General features: G+C 63.4%; 22 protein-coding genes and 1 pseudogene. 8 read left to right on the top strand and 15 right to left on the bottom strand.

All coding sequences use genetic code 11. The features are described 5' to 3' along the window. Positions 1–3: 3 nt before the first annotated feature. The 7 genes and pseudogenes from gspH to J1G35_RS15795 form a co-directional block, all read left to right on the top strand. Positions 4–465 carry a type II secretion system minor pseudopilin GspH gene (gene gspH, locus J1G35_RS15825; protein WP_053139160.1) on the top strand — a complete coding sequence of 154 codons (462 nt, stop codon included), beginning with the start codon at positions 4–6 and terminating at the stop codon, positions 463–465. Continuing rightward, the gene (gspI, locus tag J1G35_RS15820; RefSeq protein WP_256243951.1) at positions 455–844 is read left to right on the top strand and encodes a type II secretion system minor pseudopilin GspI; all 390 of its coding nucleotides are present in this window, start codon (positions 455–457) and stop codon (positions 842–844) included. The genes gspH and gspI overlap by 11 nt, the downstream gene beginning before the upstream one ends. Beyond that, positions 837–1,385: a type II secretion system protein GspJ gene (locus J1G35_RS15815; protein WP_223015404.1), complete on the top strand. Its 549-nt coding sequence runs from the start codon at positions 837–839 to the stop codon at positions 1,383–1,385. Before gspI ends, J1G35_RS15815 begins: the two co-directional genes overlap by 8 nt. Then, complete coding sequence (locus J1G35_RS15810; protein WP_223015403.1) at positions 1,382–2,230, top strand: type II secretion system protein GspK; 849 nt, start codon at positions 1,382–1,384, stop codon at positions 2,228–2,230. Before J1G35_RS15815 ends, J1G35_RS15810 begins: the two co-directional genes overlap by 4 nt. Further along, entirely contained in the window at positions 2,227–3,324 is a 1,098-nt protein-coding gene (gene gspL / locus J1G35_RS15805; RefSeq protein WP_223015402.1) for a type II secretion system protein GspL, read from the top strand. Before J1G35_RS15810 ends, gspL begins: the two co-directional genes overlap by 4 nt. Beyond that, entirely contained in the window at positions 3,324–3,770 is a 447-nt protein-coding gene (locus tag J1G35_RS15800) for a type II secretion system protein M (RefSeq protein WP_262417309.1), read from the top strand. Before gspL ends, J1G35_RS15800 begins: the two co-directional genes overlap by 1 nt. Before the next feature lie 165 nt (positions 3,771–3,935). Continuing rightward, a pseudogene (locus J1G35_RS15795) lies at positions 3,936–4,424 on the top strand (cytochrome b/b6 domain-containing protein); the annotation flags it as partial. 47 nt (positions 4,425–4,471) lie between these two features. On the opposite strand, the gene J1G35_RS15790 reads toward J1G35_RS15795, so the two are convergent. Continuing rightward, entirely contained in the window at positions 4,472–5,740 is a 1,269-nt protein-coding gene (locus J1G35_RS15790) for an MFS transporter (RefSeq protein WP_053139169.1), read from the bottom strand. A 123-nt stretch (positions 5,741–5,863) separates the two neighbouring features. Here J1G35_RS15790 and J1G35_RS15785 point away from each other — a divergent pair, with 123 nt between their 5' ends. Beyond that, complete coding sequence (locus J1G35_RS15785; protein WP_053139171.1) at positions 5,864–6,757, top strand: LysR family transcriptional regulator; 894 nt, start codon at positions 5,864–5,866, stop codon at positions 6,755–6,757. Positions 6,758–6,821: 64 nt separating this feature from the next. Here the strand turns inward: J1G35_RS15785 and J1G35_RS15780 are convergent, their stop codons facing one another. Genes J1G35_RS15780 through J1G35_RS15715 form a run of 14 tightly spaced genes read right to left on the bottom strand, consistent with a single transcriptional unit; the run spans position 6,822 to position 19,958 of the window. Continuing rightward, entirely contained in the window at positions 6,822–7,268 is a 447-nt protein-coding gene (locus J1G35_RS15780) for a hypothetical protein (RefSeq protein ID WP_223015401.1), read from the bottom strand. Between the two features lie 26 nt (positions 7,269–7,294). Beyond that, a complete protein-coding gene (locus J1G35_RS15775; protein ID WP_053139175.1) occupies positions 7,295–8,521 on the bottom strand; it encodes a beta-ketoacyl-ACP synthase in 1,227 nt (408 codons plus the stop codon). Continuing rightward, positions 8,521–9,249 carry a 3-oxoacyl-ACP reductase FabG gene (gene fabG / locus J1G35_RS15770; RefSeq protein WP_053139177.1) on the bottom strand — a complete coding sequence of 243 codons (729 nt, stop codon included), beginning with the start codon at positions 9,247–9,249 and terminating at the stop codon, positions 8,521–8,523. Before fabG ends, J1G35_RS15775 begins: the two co-directional genes overlap by 1 nt. Further along, complete coding sequence (locus J1G35_RS15765) at positions 9,246–9,707, bottom strand: hotdog family protein (RefSeq protein WP_053139178.1); 462 nt, start codon at positions 9,705–9,707, stop codon at positions 9,246–9,248. Before J1G35_RS15765 ends, fabG begins: the two co-directional genes overlap by 4 nt. After that, positions 9,704–10,870: a beta-ketoacyl-[acyl-carrier-protein] synthase family protein gene (locus J1G35_RS15760; RefSeq protein ID WP_053139180.1), complete on the bottom strand. Its 1,167-nt coding sequence runs from the start codon at positions 10,868–10,870 to the stop codon at positions 9,704–9,706. The genes J1G35_RS15765 and J1G35_RS15760 overlap by 4 nt, the downstream gene beginning before the upstream one ends. Next, positions 10,867–11,349 carry a hypothetical protein gene (locus J1G35_RS15755; protein WP_223015400.1) on the bottom strand — a complete coding sequence of 161 codons (483 nt, stop codon included), beginning with the start codon at positions 11,347–11,349 and terminating at the stop codon, positions 10,867–10,869. Before J1G35_RS15755 ends, J1G35_RS15760 begins: the two co-directional genes overlap by 4 nt. Beyond that, positions 11,346–12,080 carry a class I SAM-dependent methyltransferase gene (locus J1G35_RS15750; RefSeq protein ID WP_053139185.1) on the bottom strand — a complete coding sequence of 245 codons (735 nt, stop codon included), beginning with the start codon at positions 12,078–12,080 and terminating at the stop codon, positions 11,346–11,348. Before J1G35_RS15750 ends, J1G35_RS15755 begins: the two co-directional genes overlap by 4 nt. Further along, positions 12,077–13,324: an NAD(P)/FAD-dependent oxidoreductase gene (locus tag J1G35_RS15745; protein WP_223015399.1), complete on the bottom strand. Its 1,248-nt coding sequence runs from the start codon at positions 13,322–13,324 to the stop codon at positions 12,077–12,079. Before J1G35_RS15745 ends, J1G35_RS15750 begins: the two co-directional genes overlap by 4 nt. Positions 13,325–13,357: 33 nt before the next feature. Then, positions 13,358–15,670, bottom strand: a complete 2,313-nt coding sequence (locus tag J1G35_RS15740; protein ID WP_223015398.1) for an MMPL family transporter — start codon at positions 15,668–15,670, stop codon at positions 13,358–13,360. Further along, entirely contained in the window at positions 15,660–16,352 is a 693-nt protein-coding gene (locus tag J1G35_RS15735) for an outer membrane lipoprotein carrier protein LolA (RefSeq protein ID WP_223015397.1), read from the bottom strand. The genes J1G35_RS15740 and J1G35_RS15735 overlap by 11 nt, the downstream gene beginning before the upstream one ends. Further along, complete coding sequence (locus tag J1G35_RS15730; protein ID WP_223015396.1) at positions 16,346–16,774, bottom strand: acyl-CoA thioesterase; 429 nt, start codon at positions 16,772–16,774, stop codon at positions 16,346–16,348. Before J1G35_RS15730 ends, J1G35_RS15735 begins: the two co-directional genes overlap by 7 nt. Continuing rightward, positions 16,767–18,308 (bottom strand): aromatic amino acid ammonia-lyase, encoded by a 1,542-nt coding sequence (locus tag J1G35_RS15725; protein ID WP_053139196.1) that lies wholly within the window; start codon positions 18,306–18,308, stop codon positions 16,767–16,769. Before J1G35_RS15725 ends, J1G35_RS15730 begins: the two co-directional genes overlap by 8 nt. Further along, positions 18,292–19,227, bottom strand: coding sequence for a glycosyl transferase (locus tag J1G35_RS15720; protein ID WP_223015395.1), 936 nt, complete (start codon positions 19,225–19,227; stop codon positions 18,292–18,294). Before J1G35_RS15720 ends, J1G35_RS15725 begins: the two co-directional genes overlap by 17 nt. Further along, the gene (locus J1G35_RS15715) at positions 19,224–19,958 is read right to left on the bottom strand and encodes a glycosyltransferase family 2 protein (protein WP_223015394.1); all 735 of its coding nucleotides are present in this window, start codon (positions 19,956–19,958) and stop codon (positions 19,224–19,226) included. Before J1G35_RS15715 ends, J1G35_RS15720 begins: the two co-directional genes overlap by 4 nt. Positions 19,959–20,199: the final 241 nt, after the last annotated feature.

The raw sequence follows: 20,199 nt of genomic DNA, 5'->3' as shown, positions 1-20,199 counted from the left end.
CGAATGCCTAGAAAGAGCCGTGGATTTACCCTGCTGGAGTTGATGGTGGTGATCGCGTTGATCGGCGTTGTACTCGGCGTCGTCAGCCTGGCGACCGGTAACAGCCCAGGGCGCCAGGCGCGTCAGGAAGCCGACCAGTTGCTGCAACTGATCCTGCAGTTGCGTGAGCAAGCCGTGCTTGAAGGACGTGAATACGGTGTGCGAATACAGCCCGGCGAGTATCGGGTGATGCGCCTTGAACACGAGGGTTGGCAGCCCTTGGGTGCCGCGCGCCGGTTGCCGCAGGGCCTGCACTTGAATCTCCAGCAGGAAGGGTTGCAGCTGAACCTGGACGGTACCGTGCCGCAGCTGCTGATGCTCAGCAACGATGAAATCAGCGCGTTTGTGTTGTCCTTCGCATCGTCGGAACAGACGTGGCTGAGCCTGGTCAGTGATGGCGCGGGGGAGCCGTGGATTGAAGGGTAAGCAACGTCGCAAGCGTATCGCGACAGCAAAAGGGTTCACCCTGCTGGAAGTCATGATTGCCCTGACGATTTTTGCCACGTTGGCGGCCGCAGTGATCTCGGCCAACCACTATGCATTGCGACAAAGCGCGCGAGTGAAGGAGCAAATGCAAGGTGCATGGCTGGCGGATAACCAACTGAGCGAGCTGCGCTTGCAGGCGGTTTCACCCGGTCGGCAACAAGTGCTCCGGCAGTTTGGCCAGCGTGATTGGCTGGTCGAGCAGACCATTACGGCTGGCGATGACCCGCGCATGCTCAAGGTCGATATCAGCGTCAAGCGCCCCGACAGTGATCAACCGATCTACCGCACCAGCAGTTGGATGCCCGCCGCAAATGAATAAACAGCGCGGCTTTACCCTGCTGGAACTGGTTATCGCGTTGGCCATCTTTGCCCTGTTGGGGTTGGCCAGTTGGCGCATGTTCGATACCACCGTCCGCTCGCAGCAGGGCTTGGCCAGCCACGAGCAAGCGCTGCGCCGTCTGCAACGGGCGCTCGGCGTAATCGAGCGGGATGCGCTGCAGGTGGCGTCATCGGTCATGGTGCTCAGTCCCGCCAGCTTGCAGTGGGTGCGCAGCAACTGGCGCAACCCTCATGACGTGCCGCGCAGTGAGCGTCAGCAAGTGCTCTATCGCCTCGACAACCGCGTGCTCTGGCGTGAAAGCCGAGGGTTGGAGTCGCACACGGTCGAGCGGCAGAAACTGCTTACGGATGTGGAGGCGTTGAGCTGGCGCTTGTTTGACCCTGAGACCGGTTGGAGTGCGCTGTGGCCGCTAGGTCGTGGCGCGGCGGCGACGCCACCACAGGCGCTGGAAATGGTACTGACTACCGGCCAATTCGAGCGGATACGGCGTGTATGGCTGTTCCCCCAGGCGCATCCATGAGGCGCCGTCAGCGCGGTGTCGCGTTGCTGAGCGTGTTGCTGGTGATGAGCCTGGCGCTGTTATTGACGGCGGGCATGCTGCGCAGCCATCACCTGATGCTGCAAAGCAGCGCGCGCCAGCTGCACCAGTTGCAGCTTCGGCAATGGGCACTGGCGGCGGAGGCCTGGGCCAAGGTGACCCTGGCGGCCAACGTCGACCTGCCGCGGAAGGTGCATCCAGGCCAGGACTGGGCCCATCTGCGTTGGCCTTTCGAGACCGACGGCGCGCAGGTCCGCGTGCATATCGAAGACCTCTGCGGCCGATTCAACATCAATGCGTTGCTGGGTGAAGGGCAAGTGGATGAGGTGGTCCGGCAGCGCTGGTCACGCTTGCTCGAGTCCCTGGCACTGCCCACGTTGGAGCTGTCGGCCAACGCTACCGTGCAGGAGCTGAGCCAGTTACGTGTGTTGCCGGGCATCAGTCACGAATTCCTGCGCAGGCTGGAGCCCTGGGTGGCGGTGTTGCCCAGGGATGCTGCGTTGAATATCAACACCGCACCGGCACCGGTGCTGGCGGCGCTTGAGGGCATGTCCATGGCGACCGCCGAAGCGTTGATCAAACAACGTCCCGACGACGGTTATGCCAGCGCCCAGGCATTTACCCATGAGCCGTTGGTCGCCGGCCTGGGGCTTAGCAGTCAGGGGCTGGGCATCGGCTGTCGCTGGTTTCGCGTGAGTGTCGATGTGCGCCAGGGCACCAGCCAACTGCGTATGGCCAGCGAAGTTGAACATGAGCGCAAGACCGGGCGTTGGCGTGTGGTGCAGCGACGTTTCCTACCTCCGACTTCAAGTGAGATCGCTTTATGAAAACCTGGCTTCATTTGAGCCCCGAAGGTCTCGTCGCGCCCTCTGCCCAGTGGCCCTGCTGCCTGTGGCGGGCTCCGGGTGACAATCAACGGATGGCGTTGATCGAGGCGGCGCAGAGCCTGGCAGGGCAACCTGTCCATCTGTTGCTGCCGATGGAGATGTGCAGTGCGTTGCGTACTGAACCCTGGCCGTCAAAACGACGACCGAGTGCCCAGGCGATTGCCTTCGCGATTGAGGCGCAACTGGGTGAAGACCTGGATGGGGTGCATGTGTGTGTCGGCCGTCGTGACCGCAAGGGGGGTTATCCGGCGCTCGTCACCGATAAAGCGCGTTTCACCGCACTGCTGCAATTAATGGTGGCGTTGGGTATTCAAGTGGTCAGCGTGCAGGTGGATGCCGATCTATTGCCCGACGACAGCGCGGCCGCCATCCGCTGGTACGACCGGCGCGTGGTGGGCGGCAATGTGCGCCTGGCACTTGGCGAGCAGGCGCTCAAGGCGCTTGAACCCATGCTCGGCGAGCCGGTGGACTGGCTGGATGAGCCCGCCAGCCTGCTACTGATCGAAGCGGCATTGTGGGGCGGGCGCGGCGACTCCATCGACATGTTGCAAGGTGAGTTCGGGCGAGCCCGGCGAGCCTGGCCGTGGTCAACCGTTATCCTCGCGGCGAGCCTGATTTTTATCCTGGATGTGAGCTTCAAGCAGGTGCGTATCCATACACTCAACGAGCAGGCGCGACAGCTGCATGAGCAAAGTCTGCAGCGTTTTCAAGCGCTGTACCCACAGCAGACCCGTATCGTCGACCTCCGGGCCCAGCTCGATGCCATGCAGGCGCAAGGGGCGAATGCTCCAACCACAGCGCTTGCACGTTTGGTCCGCCTGACCGAGCAGGTGATCGGCGGTGGGGATATCGATGTACAACGCATTGATTTTCGTGCCGGCGATGGCTGGAAGGTGCAATTGACGGCGGCCAGCTTCAACGCCTTGGAACAACTGCGTGAGCGTGGGCAGCAGAGCGGCATGCCAGTGCGCATCGGCAGTGCTAGCAAGGACGGGAACCGGGTTCAGGCGGTGTTGATGCTGGAGGAGTCATGATGAACGCGCGGATTAAGTCAGTGCTCCAGGCCTGGAAAGGCCTCAGCGCGCGGGAACGTTACCTGCTCACCGGCATGGCGTTGCTGGTGCTTGGCGGACTGTCCTATGCATGGCTGTGGCAGCCCACCCAACAACGCTTGGTCGTTGCCGAGCGCCATTATCAGCAGCAACTGGCCCTCGCACGGCGCGTGCAGAGCGCCCAACCGCAACCCTCGGCGACGGTTTCTACCCAGCCATTGGCTGCACGTATCAGCGCGCGAGCGGCGGCGGCAGGCCTGGACATTCAACAGATGGACGTCGACAGCGACCAGGTGCGCATTACCCTCCTCGCCGACGCGCACAGACTGCTGGACTGGCTCGCCGACCTGGAGCGTGAAGGTATTGCCCTGCACGTGTTGAGTCTGGAAAAGCGCGACCAGCAGCTCGAAGCACGCGTATTGCTCTAGGGCTCGCGTGCCGACGCACGGTCTATCGATGAGATGGCTTTACGCGCTTACGTCGCCATCTCGGTAGTTTTTGGGATTTTTCCTACGGTGTTAGGGATGTATTTCGTCAAGAATCCGCCGCGAATTTACTCGCCGGATAAGTGTTAATTGACAGGTGTTAGCGAAATGAAAACTTCTGATTATTCGATCAGCCAGAAACTCCTGCATTGGGTTTCGGCTGTGATCATCCTTTGGTCACTGTTGTCTGGTTTTTATGTGGCCGTATTTACCGTCCCCGCTTCGGTCAAGGCGTGGGTGGGGTTCTTTAATGTGTCGTTGACCACGTTGTACATCCCGGTATTTGTCCTACGGGTGTATTGCTCCTTCTCTCACGGCCTGGATTTTTCCATCCGGCGCTCGCTGCAGGAGTACATGGCGCTATTGGTTCACAAGGCCATGTATCTGGTGTTGGCAGTGGTATTGGTGACCGGTGTGCTGATGATGGATCGGCCGATCAATGTCTTTAACCTGTTCTCCATTGCGCCGTTCGAAAGCGATCCGGCGGCCATCGCCTGGTACACCCAGGTGCACGTAGGGTCGTGCGCGCTGTTGTTGCTGATGCTGGTCTTGCATATCGGCGCGGTGGTATTGCATGAACGGCGTGGCAAGCGGGTGATGGCGCGGATGTCGTTCAAGGTACAGAGCCTTGAGACGACACGTCCTCAGGTGCGCGCGAGGGGCGGCAACTTGGCCAGCTTCAACGCCACCAGCAACGCGCCCAGCAACAACGCCACGATAAAGGCGCCAATTCCGTTCCACCCGGCAAAGTGCCAGAAGAACCCGCCCGCCGTGCCGGCAATACTCGACCCGGCGTAGTAGCAGAACAGATAGAGCGATGACGCCTGCCCCTTGGCCTTGACCGCGCGGCGACCGATCCAGCTGCTGGCCACCGAGTGGGCGCCGAAGAAGCCGAAGGTGAAGATCAACATGCCCGGCACCACCAGCCACAGTGGGGTAAGCAGGGTCAGGGCCATGCCGGCGAGCATCAGCACGATGGTGGCCCACAGTACGCGGCGGCGGCCGAGGCGGTCAGCGAGGGAGCCGATTTTCGCCGAGCTGTAGATGCCCGAGAGGTACACCAGCGACAGCAGGCCGACCACGGCCTGGCTCAGGTCATACGGATCGGCCAGCAAGCGATAGCCGATGTAGTTGAACAGCGTCACAAACGCGCCCATCAGCAGGAAGGCTTCAAGGAACAGCCACGGCAGGCCCGCGTCCTTGAAATGCATGACGAAGCCATCCACCAGGCTGCGGGGCTTTAGGCTGCTGGCGCGGAAGTTGCGCGATTCGGGGAGGATCTTCCAGAACACCGTGGCGGCGATCAGCGCCAGGGCGCCGATGATCAGCATTGCGGTGTGCCAACTGACGAAGTCGATCAGTACGCCAATGATCAGGCGCCCGCTCATGCCACCGATGGCGTTGCCGCCGATATACAGGCCCATCGCCAGGCCGATGTGCTGGGGGTGGATCTCTTCGCTCAGGTACGTCATCGCCACGGCAGCCAGGCCGCTCAGGGACAGGCCCACCAGCGCACGCATCAGCAGGATCCCTTCCCAGGACGGCATCAAGCCGCTGGCGATGGTTGCCAGCGCGGCGCAGAACAACGCGGCGACCATCACCGGCTTGCGCCCCAGGGTGTCGGAAATCGGCCCGGTAATCAGTAAACCCAGCGCCAGCATCGCCGTGGACACGGACAGGATCAGACTGCTCTGCGCTGCATTGATCGAAAACTCGTGGGACAGCGCCGGCATCATCGGCTGCACGCAATACAGCAGGGCAAACGTGGCAAAGCCGCCGGAGAACAGCGCCAGCACCGTACGCATGAACATCGGTGTGCCTTTTTCGATGTACGCGTCATTGAGCTGCGCTACCACCTCATCCAGGGCGGTAGGTGGTACTTCTTGGGCGAGTGGAGCGACAGCAGATTTCACGGGGACCTCGGGGAGGGAAAGCCTGCCAGGACCGGCAATGGAAAAAGAATATAGCTGCCTAATGATTCTTTCCAATATATTGTTCGACCCGTTTGATAGCTTTTACGACCTAATGAGGCTGGCATGGAACTACGTCACCTGCGGTACTTCATTGCCGTTGCCGAAGAACTGCACTTTGGCCGCGCCGCGCAGGTGCTGGGCATCTCGCAACCGCCGTTGAGCCAGCAGATCCAGGCGCTGGAGCAGGAGGTGGGCGCGCGCTTGTTTGAGCGTACCAATCGTCGGGTCGAGCTGAGCGAGGCCGGGCGCCTGTTCCTGCACGAGGCGCGGCTGGTGCTGGCCCAGGTCGACAAGGCGGCAGACGTGGCGCGTCGTGCGCAGTTGGGGGAACTGGGCGAATTAAAGATTGGCTTCACCTCGTCGGCGCCGTTCAACTCCACGATTCCGCAGGCGATCTTCGCGTTTCGCCAAGCCTTCCCGGCGGTGCACCTGAACCTGCAGGAAATGAGCAGCACCGAAGTGGCCGAATCGCTGGTGGATGAGTCGATCCAGGTTGGGCTGATGCGTCCGCTGCCGCTGCCGGACTCATTGAATGTGATTGAGCTGATGCGCGAACCGCTGGTTGCCGTATTAAACGCTGACCACCCCTTAGTGGAGGGCAGTGAACGTGGCCTGCACCTGGCGCAACTGGCGCAGGAACCGTTTGTATTTTTCCCTCGCACCTACGGCAGTGGCCTGTACGCCCAACTGCTCAATCTGGCCCGTGATGCCGGCTTCAGCCCGCACTTCGCCCAGGAAGCGGGGGAGGCGATGACGATTATCGGGTTGGTGGCGGCGGGCTTGGGCGTGTCGGTGCTGCCGGCGTCGTACCAACGGATACGGATCGATGGCGTGGTCTATCGCACCTTGTTGGATCAGGAGGCGGTGACGGCGGTATGGCTGGTGCAACGCAAAGGCGCACAAACGCCGATGGCGCAGGCGTTTGTGGAGTTGTTGACGCGCAAGGCAGTGCAATAACTCACCGCCAACGGGCTCTCTGTGGCAAGCCCGCTCGCCACAGAGGATGTGCCCGGCCTTGGTTTTACTTCGACGTTCCCGTCTGCTCAAACAACTGCGCTGCCGACCCTGCCTCACCACTCACGCCATTGCTGCGCAATCCCGCCATGATGTCGCTGTCCAGATTGTTCACCCAGCGGTTGTAGTTGCGATGGATCTTGCCGTCCTTGTAGCCCAACTCGCGGCTGTCGCGGTAGGTGATGGCGTAGCTGTTGCGGGTGTAGCGGATGTCGATGGCCGCGTAGTACTGGTTGCGCACGGTGATTTCGGCCTGTACCAGTTGCGGGCTCAGGCGTTGCACTGTCCAATCGCGTTTTTGCAGGGCGTTGACGATCACCTTTTTCATTTTTTCTTCGCTGACCTGAGCGTCGGCCGGCAGGTCGTGCTGGGTGTTGAGGACCGGCTTGGTGGTGCAGCCGGCGGTGACCAGCAGGGCCAGGGTAATCAGGGTGACGCGTAGCAAGGAAGACATTCCGTATTCTCCAATCGATTAAAAAGTCAGGACCAGCGGCGGAAGATCAACGAAGTGTTGACGCCGCCAAAGGCAAAGTTGTTGTTCATCACGTAGTCGTGGTGCATCTCGCGAAATTCACCCTGCAGGTAATCCAGCTCGCCGCATTGCGGGTCGACTGAGTCCAGGTTGAAGGTGTGCACGTACTGGTCGCGGTTCATCATCTCGATGCTGAACCACGATTCCAGCGCCCCGCACGCACCCAAGGTATGGCCGAGGAAGCTTTTCTGCGAGCTGATGGGCATGCGGCTGCCGAACAGGCTGCTGGTGGCCTGGGTTTCGGCGATGTCGCCCTGGTCGGTGGCGGTGCCGTGACCGTTTACGTAGCCAATGGCGGCAGGCTCCAGGCCCGCATCTTCCAGGGCCAGTTCCATGGCGCGGCGCATGGTTTTCTGTTCCGGGCGGGTGGTGTGCTGGCCGTCGGCATTGCTGCCGAAACCGACGATCTCGGCATGGATATGCGCACCCCGCGCCAGTGCGTGCTCCAGCTCTTCGAGCACCAGCATGCCGCCGCCTTCGCCGATCACCAGGCCATCGCGGCCGCTGTCGTAGGGGCGTGGGCTGGTTTGCGGTGCATCGTTCTTCAGGCTGGTGGCGTAGAGCGCGTCAAACACCATGGCTTCGGTGGGGCACAGTTCTTCGGCGCCGCCGGCAAGCATCAACGGCAGGCGGCCGAACTTGATCGCCTCGTAGGCATAGCCGATGCCCTGGCTGCCGCTGGTGCACGCACTGGACGTGGGGATCAGCCGCCCGGTCAGGCCAAAGAAGATGCTGATATTCGCCGCCGTGGTGTGGGGCATCATGCGCACGTAGGAGTTGGCATTGAGCCCCTCGGCCACCGAGTTCAGCAGCATATTGCCGAAGGCCTTGATCTCGTCGGTGCTGCCGGTGGATGAGCCGCAAGCGACGCCCATGCGCCCGTCCTTGATCGACTCGTCACCGAGTAAACCCGCGTCCTGCAACGCCTGCTCCGCCGCCCACACCGCCAGGCGCGAGACGCGGCCCATGCTGCGCAGCTGCTTGCGGGTCCAGTGGGCGGGCACGACGAAGTCGTCGATCGGCCCGGCCAGGCGCGTGTTCAGTTCGGTAAAACGCTCCCACTCGTCCATGCGCCGGATGCCGCTGCGGTTGGCGCGAAAGTTGGCCGAGATCGTCTCCCAGTCACTGCCCAGGGAGGTCATGCCGGCCATGCCGGTAACGACGACGCGCTTCATCAGCACAGGCCTCCGTTCACGGCCAAAACCTGGCGCGTGATATAGCCGGCTTCGGCCGACATCAGGAAATTTACCGCGCCGGCAACTTCTTCCGGGGTGCCCATGCGTTGCGCCGGGATCATCTTCATCAGTTCTTCCACCGGTACGTTTTCATCCAGCATGGCGGTGTCGATCAAACCGGGGGCGACGCAGTTGACGGTGATCTTGCGCTTGCCCAACTCGATGGCCAGGGCCTTGGCCGCGCCGATCAGGCCGGCCTTGGAGGCGCTGTAATTGACCTGGCCACGGTTGCCGATCAACCCCGACACCGAGGTGATGCAGACGATACGCCCGGCCGCGCGACGACGAATCATCGGCATCATCACCGGGTGCAGCACGTTGTAGAAACCATCGAGGTTGGTGCGCATCACCACGTCCCAATCGTCCTCCGACAAGGCCGGGAAGGCGCCGTCGCGGGTCAGGCCGGCGTTGAGTACCACGCCGTAATAAGCCCCGTGTTGCTCCACGTCGGCTTCAAGGATTTGCTTGCACGCGGCGCGGTCCGCCACGTCGAATTGCAGCACCCGCGCCTGGCGGCCCAAGGCCTCGATCTCGACCTGTACCGCGCAGGCTTCGGCGTGACCGCTACGGCAATGCAGCACGATGTCATGCCCGGCCTGGGCCAGGCGCAGGGCAATGGCGCGGCCGATGCCACGGCTGGAGCCGGTGACCAGTACGGATTCAGTCATGGCGTTTCGTCCTTCGATTCATCTAAATAGTTGGCCGCCTGGGGCGGTCGAAATACATTCAGGCGTGCGCTGGCCTGGATACCGTCACCGGTCAGGTGGCATTCGAACACACCCATGCCGTTGTCGTCTTCCAGGGAGCGCAGGCCGTGGATGCGCAACTCGGCGCCCGCCGGGAAGTGCTCCACATTGCACTCGAACTTACGTGTGCCGAGCAGGAAGCCCAGTTCCACCGCTTCACCCTTTTGACGCGCGCGGCAGCCGGCATAGGCAGCGACGCTCTGCGCCATCAGCTCGATCCCGACCCACGCCGGCAGGCTGCCGTCAGGGCGGTTGAACAGGCCGCCAGGCTTGACGGTGATAAGGGTGTGGATCTGCTCTTCATCGAACGACAGCACCTGGTCGATCAGGATCATGTCGCCCGCATGGGGCAGCAGTTCGGCGAGTGGCCAATCGGTCATGGGGCCTCTCCGATAATCAGGCTGACGTTGTTGCCGCCGAAGGCAAACGAGTTGCTCATCAGGCAGGGTTTTTCCAGGGTTTCGCCGCTGTGTGCCCATCGTAAGGCGGGCAGCGTGGGGTCGGCCTGGCCGTCCCACACATGGGGCGGCACCCGGCCGTGGGCCAGGCTCAGCCAGCAGAACGCGGCTTCCAGCGCGCCGGCCGCGCCCAGGGTGTGGCCGCTCATGGGTTTGGTCGACGAGCAGGCCACGCCTTCGGGGAACAGGCTGGCGACGGCCAGGCTTTCCATGGCGTCATTGTGTTGGGTGGCGGTGCCGTGCAGGTTCAGGTAGCCGATCTGCTCGGGCGCAAGCTTCGCGCTGGCCAAGGCCTTGCGCATCGCCTGCAAGGCGCCTTTGCCGGTGGGTTCCGGCGCGGAGATATGGTGTGCGTCGCAACTCGCACCGCTGCCCAACAGGGCGATCGCTGCAGGCGTTTTAGTCATCAGGAACAGCACCGCTGCTTCACCGATATTGATGCCGTTGCGGTTCACCGAAAACGGATTGCAGCGCTCGTTGGACACCGCTTCCAGCGCGCTGAACCCATTGAGGGTCAGCTTGCACAGGCTGTCCACGCCACCGCAGATCACCGCATCGCAGACGCCCAGGTCGAGCAGGCGCTGGGCACTCATCAGCGCACGGGCGCTGGACGTACAGGCGGTGGAGATCACATAGGCCGGGCCGCTCAGTTGCAGCCAGTCGGCGAGGAAATTTGCCGGTGCGCTGAGTTCCTGTTGCTGGTAGTCGTAGTCGCCGGGGAAGTGCTTGTCGCGCAGGTACTGGGCGATGCCGCGGCTGGCTTCGTCGATGCCCGAGGTGCTGGTGCCCAGCACAATGCCGACCCGCGCCGCGCCGTAGTGTTGGATCGCCAGGCGAATCTCGCCCTCGATCTGCAACGCCGCTTCCAGCAGCAACTGATTATTGCGGCTGCTTTGCTGGCCCAGTTCGGGCGGGATCGTCGCCAATTCGCCGTGCACACCGGCCACCGGCAACACACGTTCCGGCACCCAGCCGCTTTCGGCGCGCATGCCGGAACAGTCACCGGCAAACAGGTTGCGGCTGACGTGCGCCTGGCCACGGCCGAGGGCGCAGATCACCCCGAGGGCATTGAGATAGGCGGTCATGGCGCAGCCCCGAGCGGCGTGATGCGGTAGCTCAACGGCTGCCCGCTGATGTTCACGCTGAACACCTGCGAAGACTGATAGACGATCTGCCAACGCCCCGGCAACGTGCGCGTGAGGTCCATCGCCTGGGCACTGGGGTACAGCGCGCGCAGGTCATCCGCCGAGGCCAGGGCAAACAGCAAGGCCGCGAACAGTTCACGCGCCTGAGGGTTGGGCGGCAGCAAGCCATCGGCCTGCCACTGGCCATTGATCAGCTTTTGCCGGGCCAGGGGAATGCCCAGCGGGTCCATCATCGACCAGCGAATGCCCGCGCCTTCGCGCTGGATCACCAGCAGCCAGTCCTGGCTCTGGGCACCTTCCAGGCGCTGCACATGCAATTGCATGGGCAGCGCCAGGGCCGGGGTTTTTTCCGGCAGCGGTGGCTGGCTGGCGCAGGCACTGAGCAGCAACAGGCAACCCATCAACAGCAGGCGCATCATGCTGCGGTACTCGCCAGGGGTTTGCGCGCCACGCAATTGACCAGGGTTTCTTCGCGTTGGCCCACCGGCGGCGCCTTGCGCAAACCCCAGCGCTCCAGCAGGCCGAAATCGCTGGAGCGGCTCCACCACAGGTACGGGTACGAAACGTTTTGCGGGCCGAACTCAAAGCCCTGTTCGCGGAGCATCTGCAGGTACGCTTCGGCGCTTTTCTGCACATGCATGGGGTGGCGGAACAGCCAGCGAATGACCCAGGTGTCGATATAGGCTTCAGTGGACTCGGCAAACAGCAAGTAACCACCCGGCTTGAGCACCCGGTAGAACTCGGTCAGCGCGCGTTGCTGTTCAACCAGGTGATGGAAGGTCTGGTGGCAGAAGAGAATATCGACACTGGCATCCGGCACGTCGAGGGTGGCGCAGTCACTGCCGATCAGCTCCACATCCAGGCCTTGGCGAGCGGCTTCCTGGCGGCTCAGTTCCAGGCTGTGCGGGTCGGCATCCAGGCCGATCAGGCGGGAAGGCGCAAACACCTGTTGCAGCAACTTGAAGGATTTGCCCTGGCCGCACCCCGCGTCCAGCAGCACCGGGGCGACGGGCAGCGGCTCGCTGAAGCGGCTGCGCAAGTCATTGATCGCCACGCGCAACACGTGGTGCTGCCAGGTGTGGCTGCGTAGGAACCAGAAGCCGAACTTGGTTTCTTCAACGTAGTTCTTGCTTAAGTAGCGACTGCTCACGCGGCATCCCCTGCACAAATTTCTGACAACATCCGCAACCGCCGCTTGGGCTCGCTGACGAACGGGTTGCGCTCGTCCCACGCATAGCCGGCGAGGATCGAACTGATCATCCGGCGGATCTCCGGCGCGCTGCCGGGGTGGAAAATCACATCCTGGAATGTACCGGCGTACCAGCCTTCGACGTAGCAACGGAAGGTGTCGACACCGCGCTTGAGCGGCTCGGCAAACTCGGTTTGCCAGTCTACGGTCTCGCCTTTGAGCTGACGATGCAGCACGCCGGCGGCCATGCTCGCCGAACGCATGGCGATGGTCACGCCGGAGGAGAACACCGGGTCGAGGAATTCCGCCGCATTGCCCAGCAGCGCAAAGCCGGGGCCGTGCAGGGTTTTGACGTTGGCCGAGTAGCCGCCGATGGTGCGCGCGGGGGTATCCCACACAGCGTGGCGCAGCACACCGGACAGGCTTGGGGTCTCATAGATAAAACCCCGCAGGCAAGCGTCGAGGTCGCTGTCGCGGCCGTCGAAATGCTCCTTGGCCGCAACCACACCCACCGAGCAGCGACCGTTGCTGAACGGGATGGTCCAGAACCAGATGTCGCGCTTCGTAGGGTGCGTGGTCACCAGGATCTTGGTGCGGTCAAAGCCTGGGTGTTCGATGCGGTCTTCAACGTGGGTGAACACCGCCTGGCGCAGCGGGAAATTCGACGGCGCCTCCAGGTCGAGCAGGCGCGGCAGCACACGGCCGTAGCCGCTGGCATCGAGCACGAACTTGGCCTTGATGTGGTACTCGCTGCCGTTCTCGCGGCGCACATGCAGGTAGCGGCACTCACCGGAGAAATCCACGCCGACGATGGTTTCGCCGTAGCGGATGTCGACGCCTTGCTGGGCTGCCTGATCGGCCAGCAACTTGTCGAACTCGCCGCGCTGCACCTGGAAGGTGGTCGGCTTGCCGTTGCTGAAGGTGTCACCGAAATCAAACGCGCTATACCGCTCGCCCCAGGCGAACGCGGCACCGGTTTTTACCTGGAAACCCGCCGCGTTCACGGCATCGAGCATGCCGGCTTCCTCGATGAAATCGATGCAGTGCGACAGCAGGCTTTCGCCGATCGAGAAGCGCGGGAAATGCTGGCGCTCGATGATCAATACATCATGCCCTTTGCGTTTGAGCAGTGCGGCGGCAATCGCGCCGGATGGCCCGGCACCAATTACCACGACCTGGCGACGTTCCATTTCAACTATGGGCACGAGGGCTCCTTGCCGCTTTGGCGATAATTACATTCATGAGGCGTGTTTCCGTTGGCCGGCCCAAGGCGCCAGCATAAAGCTGAATGCCAGGCCCAGGCTGACCGACAGGCCGAAATTACTCACTGCCGGGGTGCTGGACACCGCCAGCAGGCCGAACGACAACCAGGTCGTCAACGCTGCCAGCAATGTCCCTAAAAGGCTGACAGCAGGGCCGCCGATCTGTTCGCGCATCAAAATCGCATAGTCGACACTGATGGCCGTGACCAGCAGCAACCCGAACAGGCTGAACAGGGTCAACGGCTGGCCCAGCCAACCCAGGCTGGCCAGGCTGCACAGCGCCGCCAGCAGTGGCAGGGCGACGATGCGCAAGGCCCCGCCAAAGCCGAACGGCAGGATCAGCAACAGCACGATCAGTACGCACGACATCAACTTCAATTCGGCGGCGCTGATCTGCGTGTCGGCGAACACACGGTTCAAATCACCGAGGCGATCGACCAACTGCACGCCGGGTAGGTCCACGGCTTGCACCCGCAGCAGCGCCGGGTTGTTCAAGCCTTGCAGGCTGACCATGGCCGCCACACCGCCGTCCACCGGGCAGAGCCACAGCGTGCGCCAGGGTTCGGCCAAGGGGCCTATCAGCGCAGCGTCGATGTCTTCGGTGGGCAGCGCTTGCAGTTGCGCGACTTCGGCTTGCAGGGCGCTGGCGGGCACGCCAAGGTCCAACAGCGGCTGCCAATGCTGTGGGAGTGTGCTCAGGGCATCGCGCAGTTGCTGCTGTTCGGCGGGCAGGCTGACCAGTTGGTTGAGCGCCAGGTAACCCTGGAGCTTGTCCATATTCACCAACTGATCCAGGCGCTGACCGAGGGCGGCCTGACGCTCCAGCAACTGCTGTTGATTGTCGGCGCGCACCAGGAAGAACTGGCTGGTGGGCTGGAAGCCGGTGATGCGCGCCACGGACTGTGCCTCTTGCAGCAGTTGCGGCGGCGCCCCGATCCACTGGCGGATATCGTTTTTGCTGTTCAGTTGCCACAGGCCGCCGGCGCAAAACAGCAGCACCCAGACCAGCAGCACCGAACTCGGCACACGCTTGAGCAAAGAGGCACGCACCAGCCACAGGCATTCGGCAATGCGCAGCGGCCACTGCGCCGGGCGCAGCTCGACGCCCTTGAGCAGCGCCGGCAGCAGGCACACCGCTGACAGGTAGGCGCCGACCAGGCCCGCAGCGGAGAACACCGCGATCTGCGTCAAGGCCGGAAACGGCGTCCAGGCCAGCGCCAGGTAGCCGATGCAACTGGTGGCCAGGCTCAGGCTCAGTCCTGGCAGCGTCAGACGCAATGCCGGCCAACTGCGCCAGGGGTTCATGCTCCAGCTTTTCGATAGGTAGTGCAGCGGGTAATCCACCGCGACGCCGATCAGGCTGGAGCCGAGCACCAGGGTCATCACATGCATATGGCCGAACAGCGCCACGCACGCGACGGCACCAAACAGCATGCCCACCAGCACCGGTACAAACGCCAACAGCACTCGCCAGCGTCGGAACGCCAGCAACAGCAACAGCAGGATACCGACGGTGGCGCCACCGCCGACCCAGGTAATTTCCCGCGTGGCCTGCTGCTGGCCGTTCGCGGCGTAAAGCAAACCGCTGGCGGCGAGCAATTGCGCGCCGTGTTCGCTGGCCTGCGCGCGGCTGGCCTGGAGCAAATCCGCCACTTGCATCGGCAGTTTCATGTCGAAGGCGTTGCCGGTGGTGCGCGCGCGCAGCAGCACCCAGCTCTTGCCGTCGGCATCGGCGATCAAGGCGCCGCTGCCGATGTCCAGTTGCACCGAACCGTGTTGCGGCTGGCTGTTCTGGATGCGCCCGGTCAGGCCCAGCCAATCGTCCTGGCTCGGCACCAGGCTGAAGCCGGTGAAGGGGTCGAACAGCGACTGCACCCGTTGCTGAATGAACGCGTCGGGGTGGTCGATCAGCTGTTCGCGGTCCTTGGCCGAGAGCATCGCCAGGCGTCCGCGCAGCAACTGCTCACGCAGCGCCGGCAGGTCAGCTTGCAGGTTCCACTGCACCTTCTCGAACAAGCCGCTGGCCTGCCAGCGTTCGCCCAATTGCTGCGCCACGGCCACCGCTTGCTGGCGATCGGCGTGCCCCACCAACACCAGCATTTCGCGGTTGAGCGGTTCCTGCATGCGCTGTTCGGCTTGCAACTCCAAGGCGTCCGGCGTACTGCCTGGCACCAGCTCCATCAGGTTGGCCGACAGCGGTGCGCCGTGGCGCCACTGCCAGCCGGCCAGGGCCAGCACGGCCACCAGCAGGATCAGGAACAGGCGCGGTAACAGGCGCTCACTGGGCAAAATCGTGTTGCTCCGCGTCGCTCAACGGCTGGCTGGCGGTGCTGTCCTGCATGCGCAGTACGGTGCTGTCGCCCTGGGTTTCCAGCAGTTCGATGGTGTGTACCAGCTCACCGCCGTCGATATTGATCTGGGTGAATACCTGCTTGAGCAGCAGTGAACGCGGGATCAGCGTGAGTTTCCATTGCTGGGCTTCGCCTTGCAGTTGCAGCTCGAAGTCACGCTGCAAGCCGCTGCTGTCGCCCTGGAGCACGGCGAGGAACAGACGGTTCTGTTCGGCACCGGCGCTCTTGTTCGGCAGCAGCTGCCAGCCGTTGGCGTCACGGCGGGCGATGCCTTGGGCGCTGATGCGGTAGTCCTGTTGCAGCGGGGTTTTCAGCAGCCACAGCAGGCCGTGGTCCTTGGCCAGGACGAAGGTGCCCTTGCTGACCAATGGCTGCGGCAGCGCACGCAGGTGTTTTTCCTGGATGAAGCTGCCGTGAATGACCGTTGGCTTTGCCAGTTGGTCGCTGAGTTGTTGCAGGTCGAAGGCGTGTGCCGCCCCCGAAAAACCAAACAACACCAACACTGTAGGAGCGAGCTTGCTCGCGAAAAACCCGAGAGCGCCGCGGGGGATCAGGAAACCCGCGTTATCGTTGACGATCTTCGCGAGCAAGCTCGCTCCTACAGAGAACGGGGTCAGCATTTCAGGGCCCTTTCGACGGCGTCGGTGAATATTTTGGGCGAGGCCAACTGCATCTCGCGGCTGGCCATCTCTACCGCCACTTGCACGGTGCTGGCGCGGGTCAAGCGCTCGCCGCTGGCCAGGTCGGTGATCAGGTAGTTGACCTTCAAACGGTTCTCCCATTCCACCAGGCTGGCGCGCACGTTGATCGTCTGGCCGAACACCGCACCGCGCACATAGCGCAGTTGCATGTCGATCACCGGCCAGGCGTAGCCGGCTTCGAGCATCGCCGTGTAGTTATGGCCGATCTTGTCCAGCAGCGCGCAGCGTGCGACTTCCAGGTACTTCACGTAATGCCCGTGCCAGACGACGTTCATGGTGTCGACGTCAAAAAACGGCACGAGGATTTCGGTATCGCTGTGCAGTACGCCAGGGCTACGCATGCAGCCTCCAGTGTTGCTCGGCGATGCGTTGCAGGCACAGGCGCAGTTCGCCTTCGAGGGCACGGTCTTCGATGACCGGCGGGAAGTCCTGGGCCAGTTCCGCATGCATGGCCGCCAGAGCCGGCGGCAACGGGCGGGCGTCGTCGGCCTGGGCGCGCAGCCACACGCCTTGGTTGGCGGCGAGCAGGGTCGCGGCGGCGACCTGTTCGGTCAGCTCCAGCACGCGGATCGCATCGCGGGCGGCGATGGTGCCCATGCTCACCTTGTCCTGGTTGTGGCACTCGGTGGAGCGCGAGAACACGCTGGCCGGCATGGTGTTTTTCAGCGCTTCGGCGGTCCAGGCGCTGGTGCCGATCTGCACGGCCTTGAAGCCATGATTGATCATCGCGCGGTCAGCCGGTGCGCCGGACAGGTTGCTCGGCAGGCCGTGGTTGTAGCGCACGTCCACCAGCAGGGCGAGCTGGCGGTCGAGCAGGTCGGCGACGTTGGCCACCAGGGTCTTGAGGCTGTCCATGGCAAAGGCGATATGCCCACCGTAGAAATGCCCGCCATGCAGCACGCGCTCTTCTTCGGCGTCGATGATCGGGTTGTCGTTGGCGCTGTTCAGTTCGATCTCGATAAACGAGCGCAGCCAGTTCAGGCTGTCGGCCAGCACGCCGAGGACGTGGGGCGCGCAGCGCAGCGAGTAGCGGTCCTGCAGGCGATGCAGCGGCGCGGTCGGCGCGTCGATCGCCAGGTCCTTGCGCAGCCAGGCGGCGACTTGCATCTGCCCTGGATGTGGCTTGGCGGCGAACAGGCGCTCATCGAAGTGTTCCGGGTTGCCTTGCAGCGCCACCACGTTCAGCGCGGTGATGCGTGTGGCCAGTTGCAGCAGGTAATCGGCACGGGCAAAGGCCAGGCAAGCGATGCCGGTCATCACCGCGGTGCCGTTCATCAGTGCCAGGGCTTCCTTGGGCCGCAGTACCAGCGGCTCCCAACCGAGTTCGCGGTGCACGTCGGCCGCCTGGCGACGCTCGCCACGGAACAGCACTTCGCGCTCGCCGGACAGCGTCGCGGCCACGTAGGACAGCGGCGTCAGGTCACCACTGGCGCCCACCGAGCCCTCTTCCGGGATCAGCGGCAGCACGTCGTGTTCGAGGAACCCATGCAGGCGCTCCAGCAGCTCCACGCGCACCCCGGAGACACCGTGGCACAGCGACTGCAAGCGCGCCGCCAGCACCGCACGGGTGGCTTGGGCGTCGAGCAACTTGCCCAGGCCGCAACCATGGAAGGTGTACAGGTGACGGGGCAGGGCCTCGACATGTTGCAACGGTACCGCGACCACGCAGGAGTCGCCGTAGCCGGTGGTCACGCCGTAGATCACGCCTTCCTTGTCCAGCAGCGAGTCGAGGAACTGCGCGCCCTTGGCAATGCGCTGGCGATACGCGGCATCGCTTTGCAGCTGGGTAGGCACCTGACGGTTGGCCAGGGCCAGCACGTCTTCGATGCGCAGGGGGCGTTCGCCAAAGGTTACCGGCTCAAGATGCGTCGTCATCGGTCTTCCAGAAAGGGTAAAAGTTGAACCATTGTTGGGGCGCTTCCAGGCAGAACTGGCCCAGGCGTGCGGCGTAGCGCGCGGTCCACAGGGCGATGACCTGCTCGCGGGTGCTGCGTTTCCATTCGATCAATTGCGCGAAGGGCTCGATGGTCAGGCGATAGCGGCCCTGGTGTTTCAGGCACATCAGCAGGTTGACCGGGCACTTCAGCAGGCCCGCCAGCAGCCACGGGCCTTGGGGGAAGGCGGCGTCATGGCCGAGGAAATCCACGCGCACCGTGCGCCCGCCATGCAAGGGCACACGGTCGCCGGCAATCGCCAGCCACTCGCCGTCGTCCAGGCGCTGGCTGAGCAGCAGCATGGTGGCCGGGTCCAGCTCGCTGACCTGGATCAGGCGCAAGTGGGTGGCACCGGCTTCGCCCAGTAGGCGGTTGAAGCGTTCGGCGTGCTTGGTGTGCACCAGCACGTTCATGGTGACCCTTTCGCCGATTTCCGCCAGCGCGCGGCACACTTCAAGGTTGCCCAAATGTGCGCCGACCAGCATCTGGCCGCGCTCGCCGCGCAGTTGTCCGCGCAGTTTCGCCGGGTCGTTGATCTCGATCTGTTCCAGGCGCAGCTTGCCGTTCCACACGTCGAGTTTGTCGAGCAGGGCGTCGGCGAAGGCCATGAACTGGGCGAAGACTCTGCGGTGGCTGGGGCGCAGTTCATCGCGCCCGCTCCAGTCGGCCAGGCGCTGCTGGTATTGCCAGGCGCTCTGGCGCGCGGTGCGGCCGAACAGGAAGAAGTACAACACAATGCCATACAGCACCGGGCTCAGCAGGCGGCGGCCGAGGACCTTGGCGGCGAGGGCGGTGAATTTCATCAGCCAGTAGCTGCCGCGCTCTTCGCGGTCGGCCCAATGCTTGGTGCTGTCGTTCATGCCTGCCACCGTCGCCACAGGATCAGCGGTGCACGCACCAACATGCCGAAGAACAATCGGGTGTGCATGGCGCTGATGCGTACGTTGTCGCGGAACAGGCGGAAGTGCGACAGGCCGTCGGCCGGGTAATGCACCCGGGTCGGCAGCCAGCGCATCGGCTGGTTACGCCAGGCCAGGCGCACCAGGATGTCGGAGTCGAAGTCCATGTGCGTGCCGATGTAGGCCGAGTCCATCAGGGCCAGCACCGGTGCCAGTGGGTACACGCGAAAGCCGCACATCGAGTCGCGGATCTGCAGCGACAGAGTGTTGATCCACACCCACACGTGGGTCAGGTAACGCGCGTACAAGCGGCCCTTGGGCACGCTTTCGTCGTATTCGGGGTAGCCGCAGATGATTGCGTTGGGCTGCCTGCGGGATGCGTCGATAAAGGTCTCGACTTCGCGCAGGTCGTGCTGGCCGTCGGCGTCGACCTGCAAAGCGTGGCTGAAGCCCAGGCGCGCCGCTTCACGAAAGCCTGCCATCACCGCGCCGCCCTTGCCTTGATTGTTCGGCAGGGTCAGCAGGGTGACGTTATCCAGGTCCGCCAATTGCGCCAGTACCGCTGCGCAGGCCGGGCTGCTGCCGTCGTCGACCAACAGGCACGGCAGGCCGCTGTTCAACAGGCTGTGGACCACGGCGGGCACGGCGCCTTCGTGGTTGTAGACCGGGATCAGGGCGCAGGGGTTATGCATGGTGTCCCTCACCGTCTGGTAAATAACCTGTGGCGAGCGGGCTTGTTGTGGCGAGCGGGCTTGCCCCGCGTTGGGCTGCGGAGCGGCCCTGAAACCTGCGCCAGAGTTCCGTCTGACACAGCTCGGTTACCTTACAGGGGCCGCTACGCGGCCCAACGCGGGGCAAGCCCGCTCGCCACAGGATGCCCGCTAGGCATACCAAGCCCGCTCCCCACAGATGGTTATGCATGGGCGGCTTCCA

Source organism: Pseudomonas sp. SH10-3B (assembly GCF_019891415.1).
Taxonomy (GTDB): domain Bacteria; phylum Pseudomonadota; class Gammaproteobacteria; order Pseudomonadales; family Pseudomonadaceae; genus Aquipseudomonas.
Note: the sequence above shows the minus strand (reverse complement) of the source record. Positions and strands in the feature narration are given on the sequence as shown.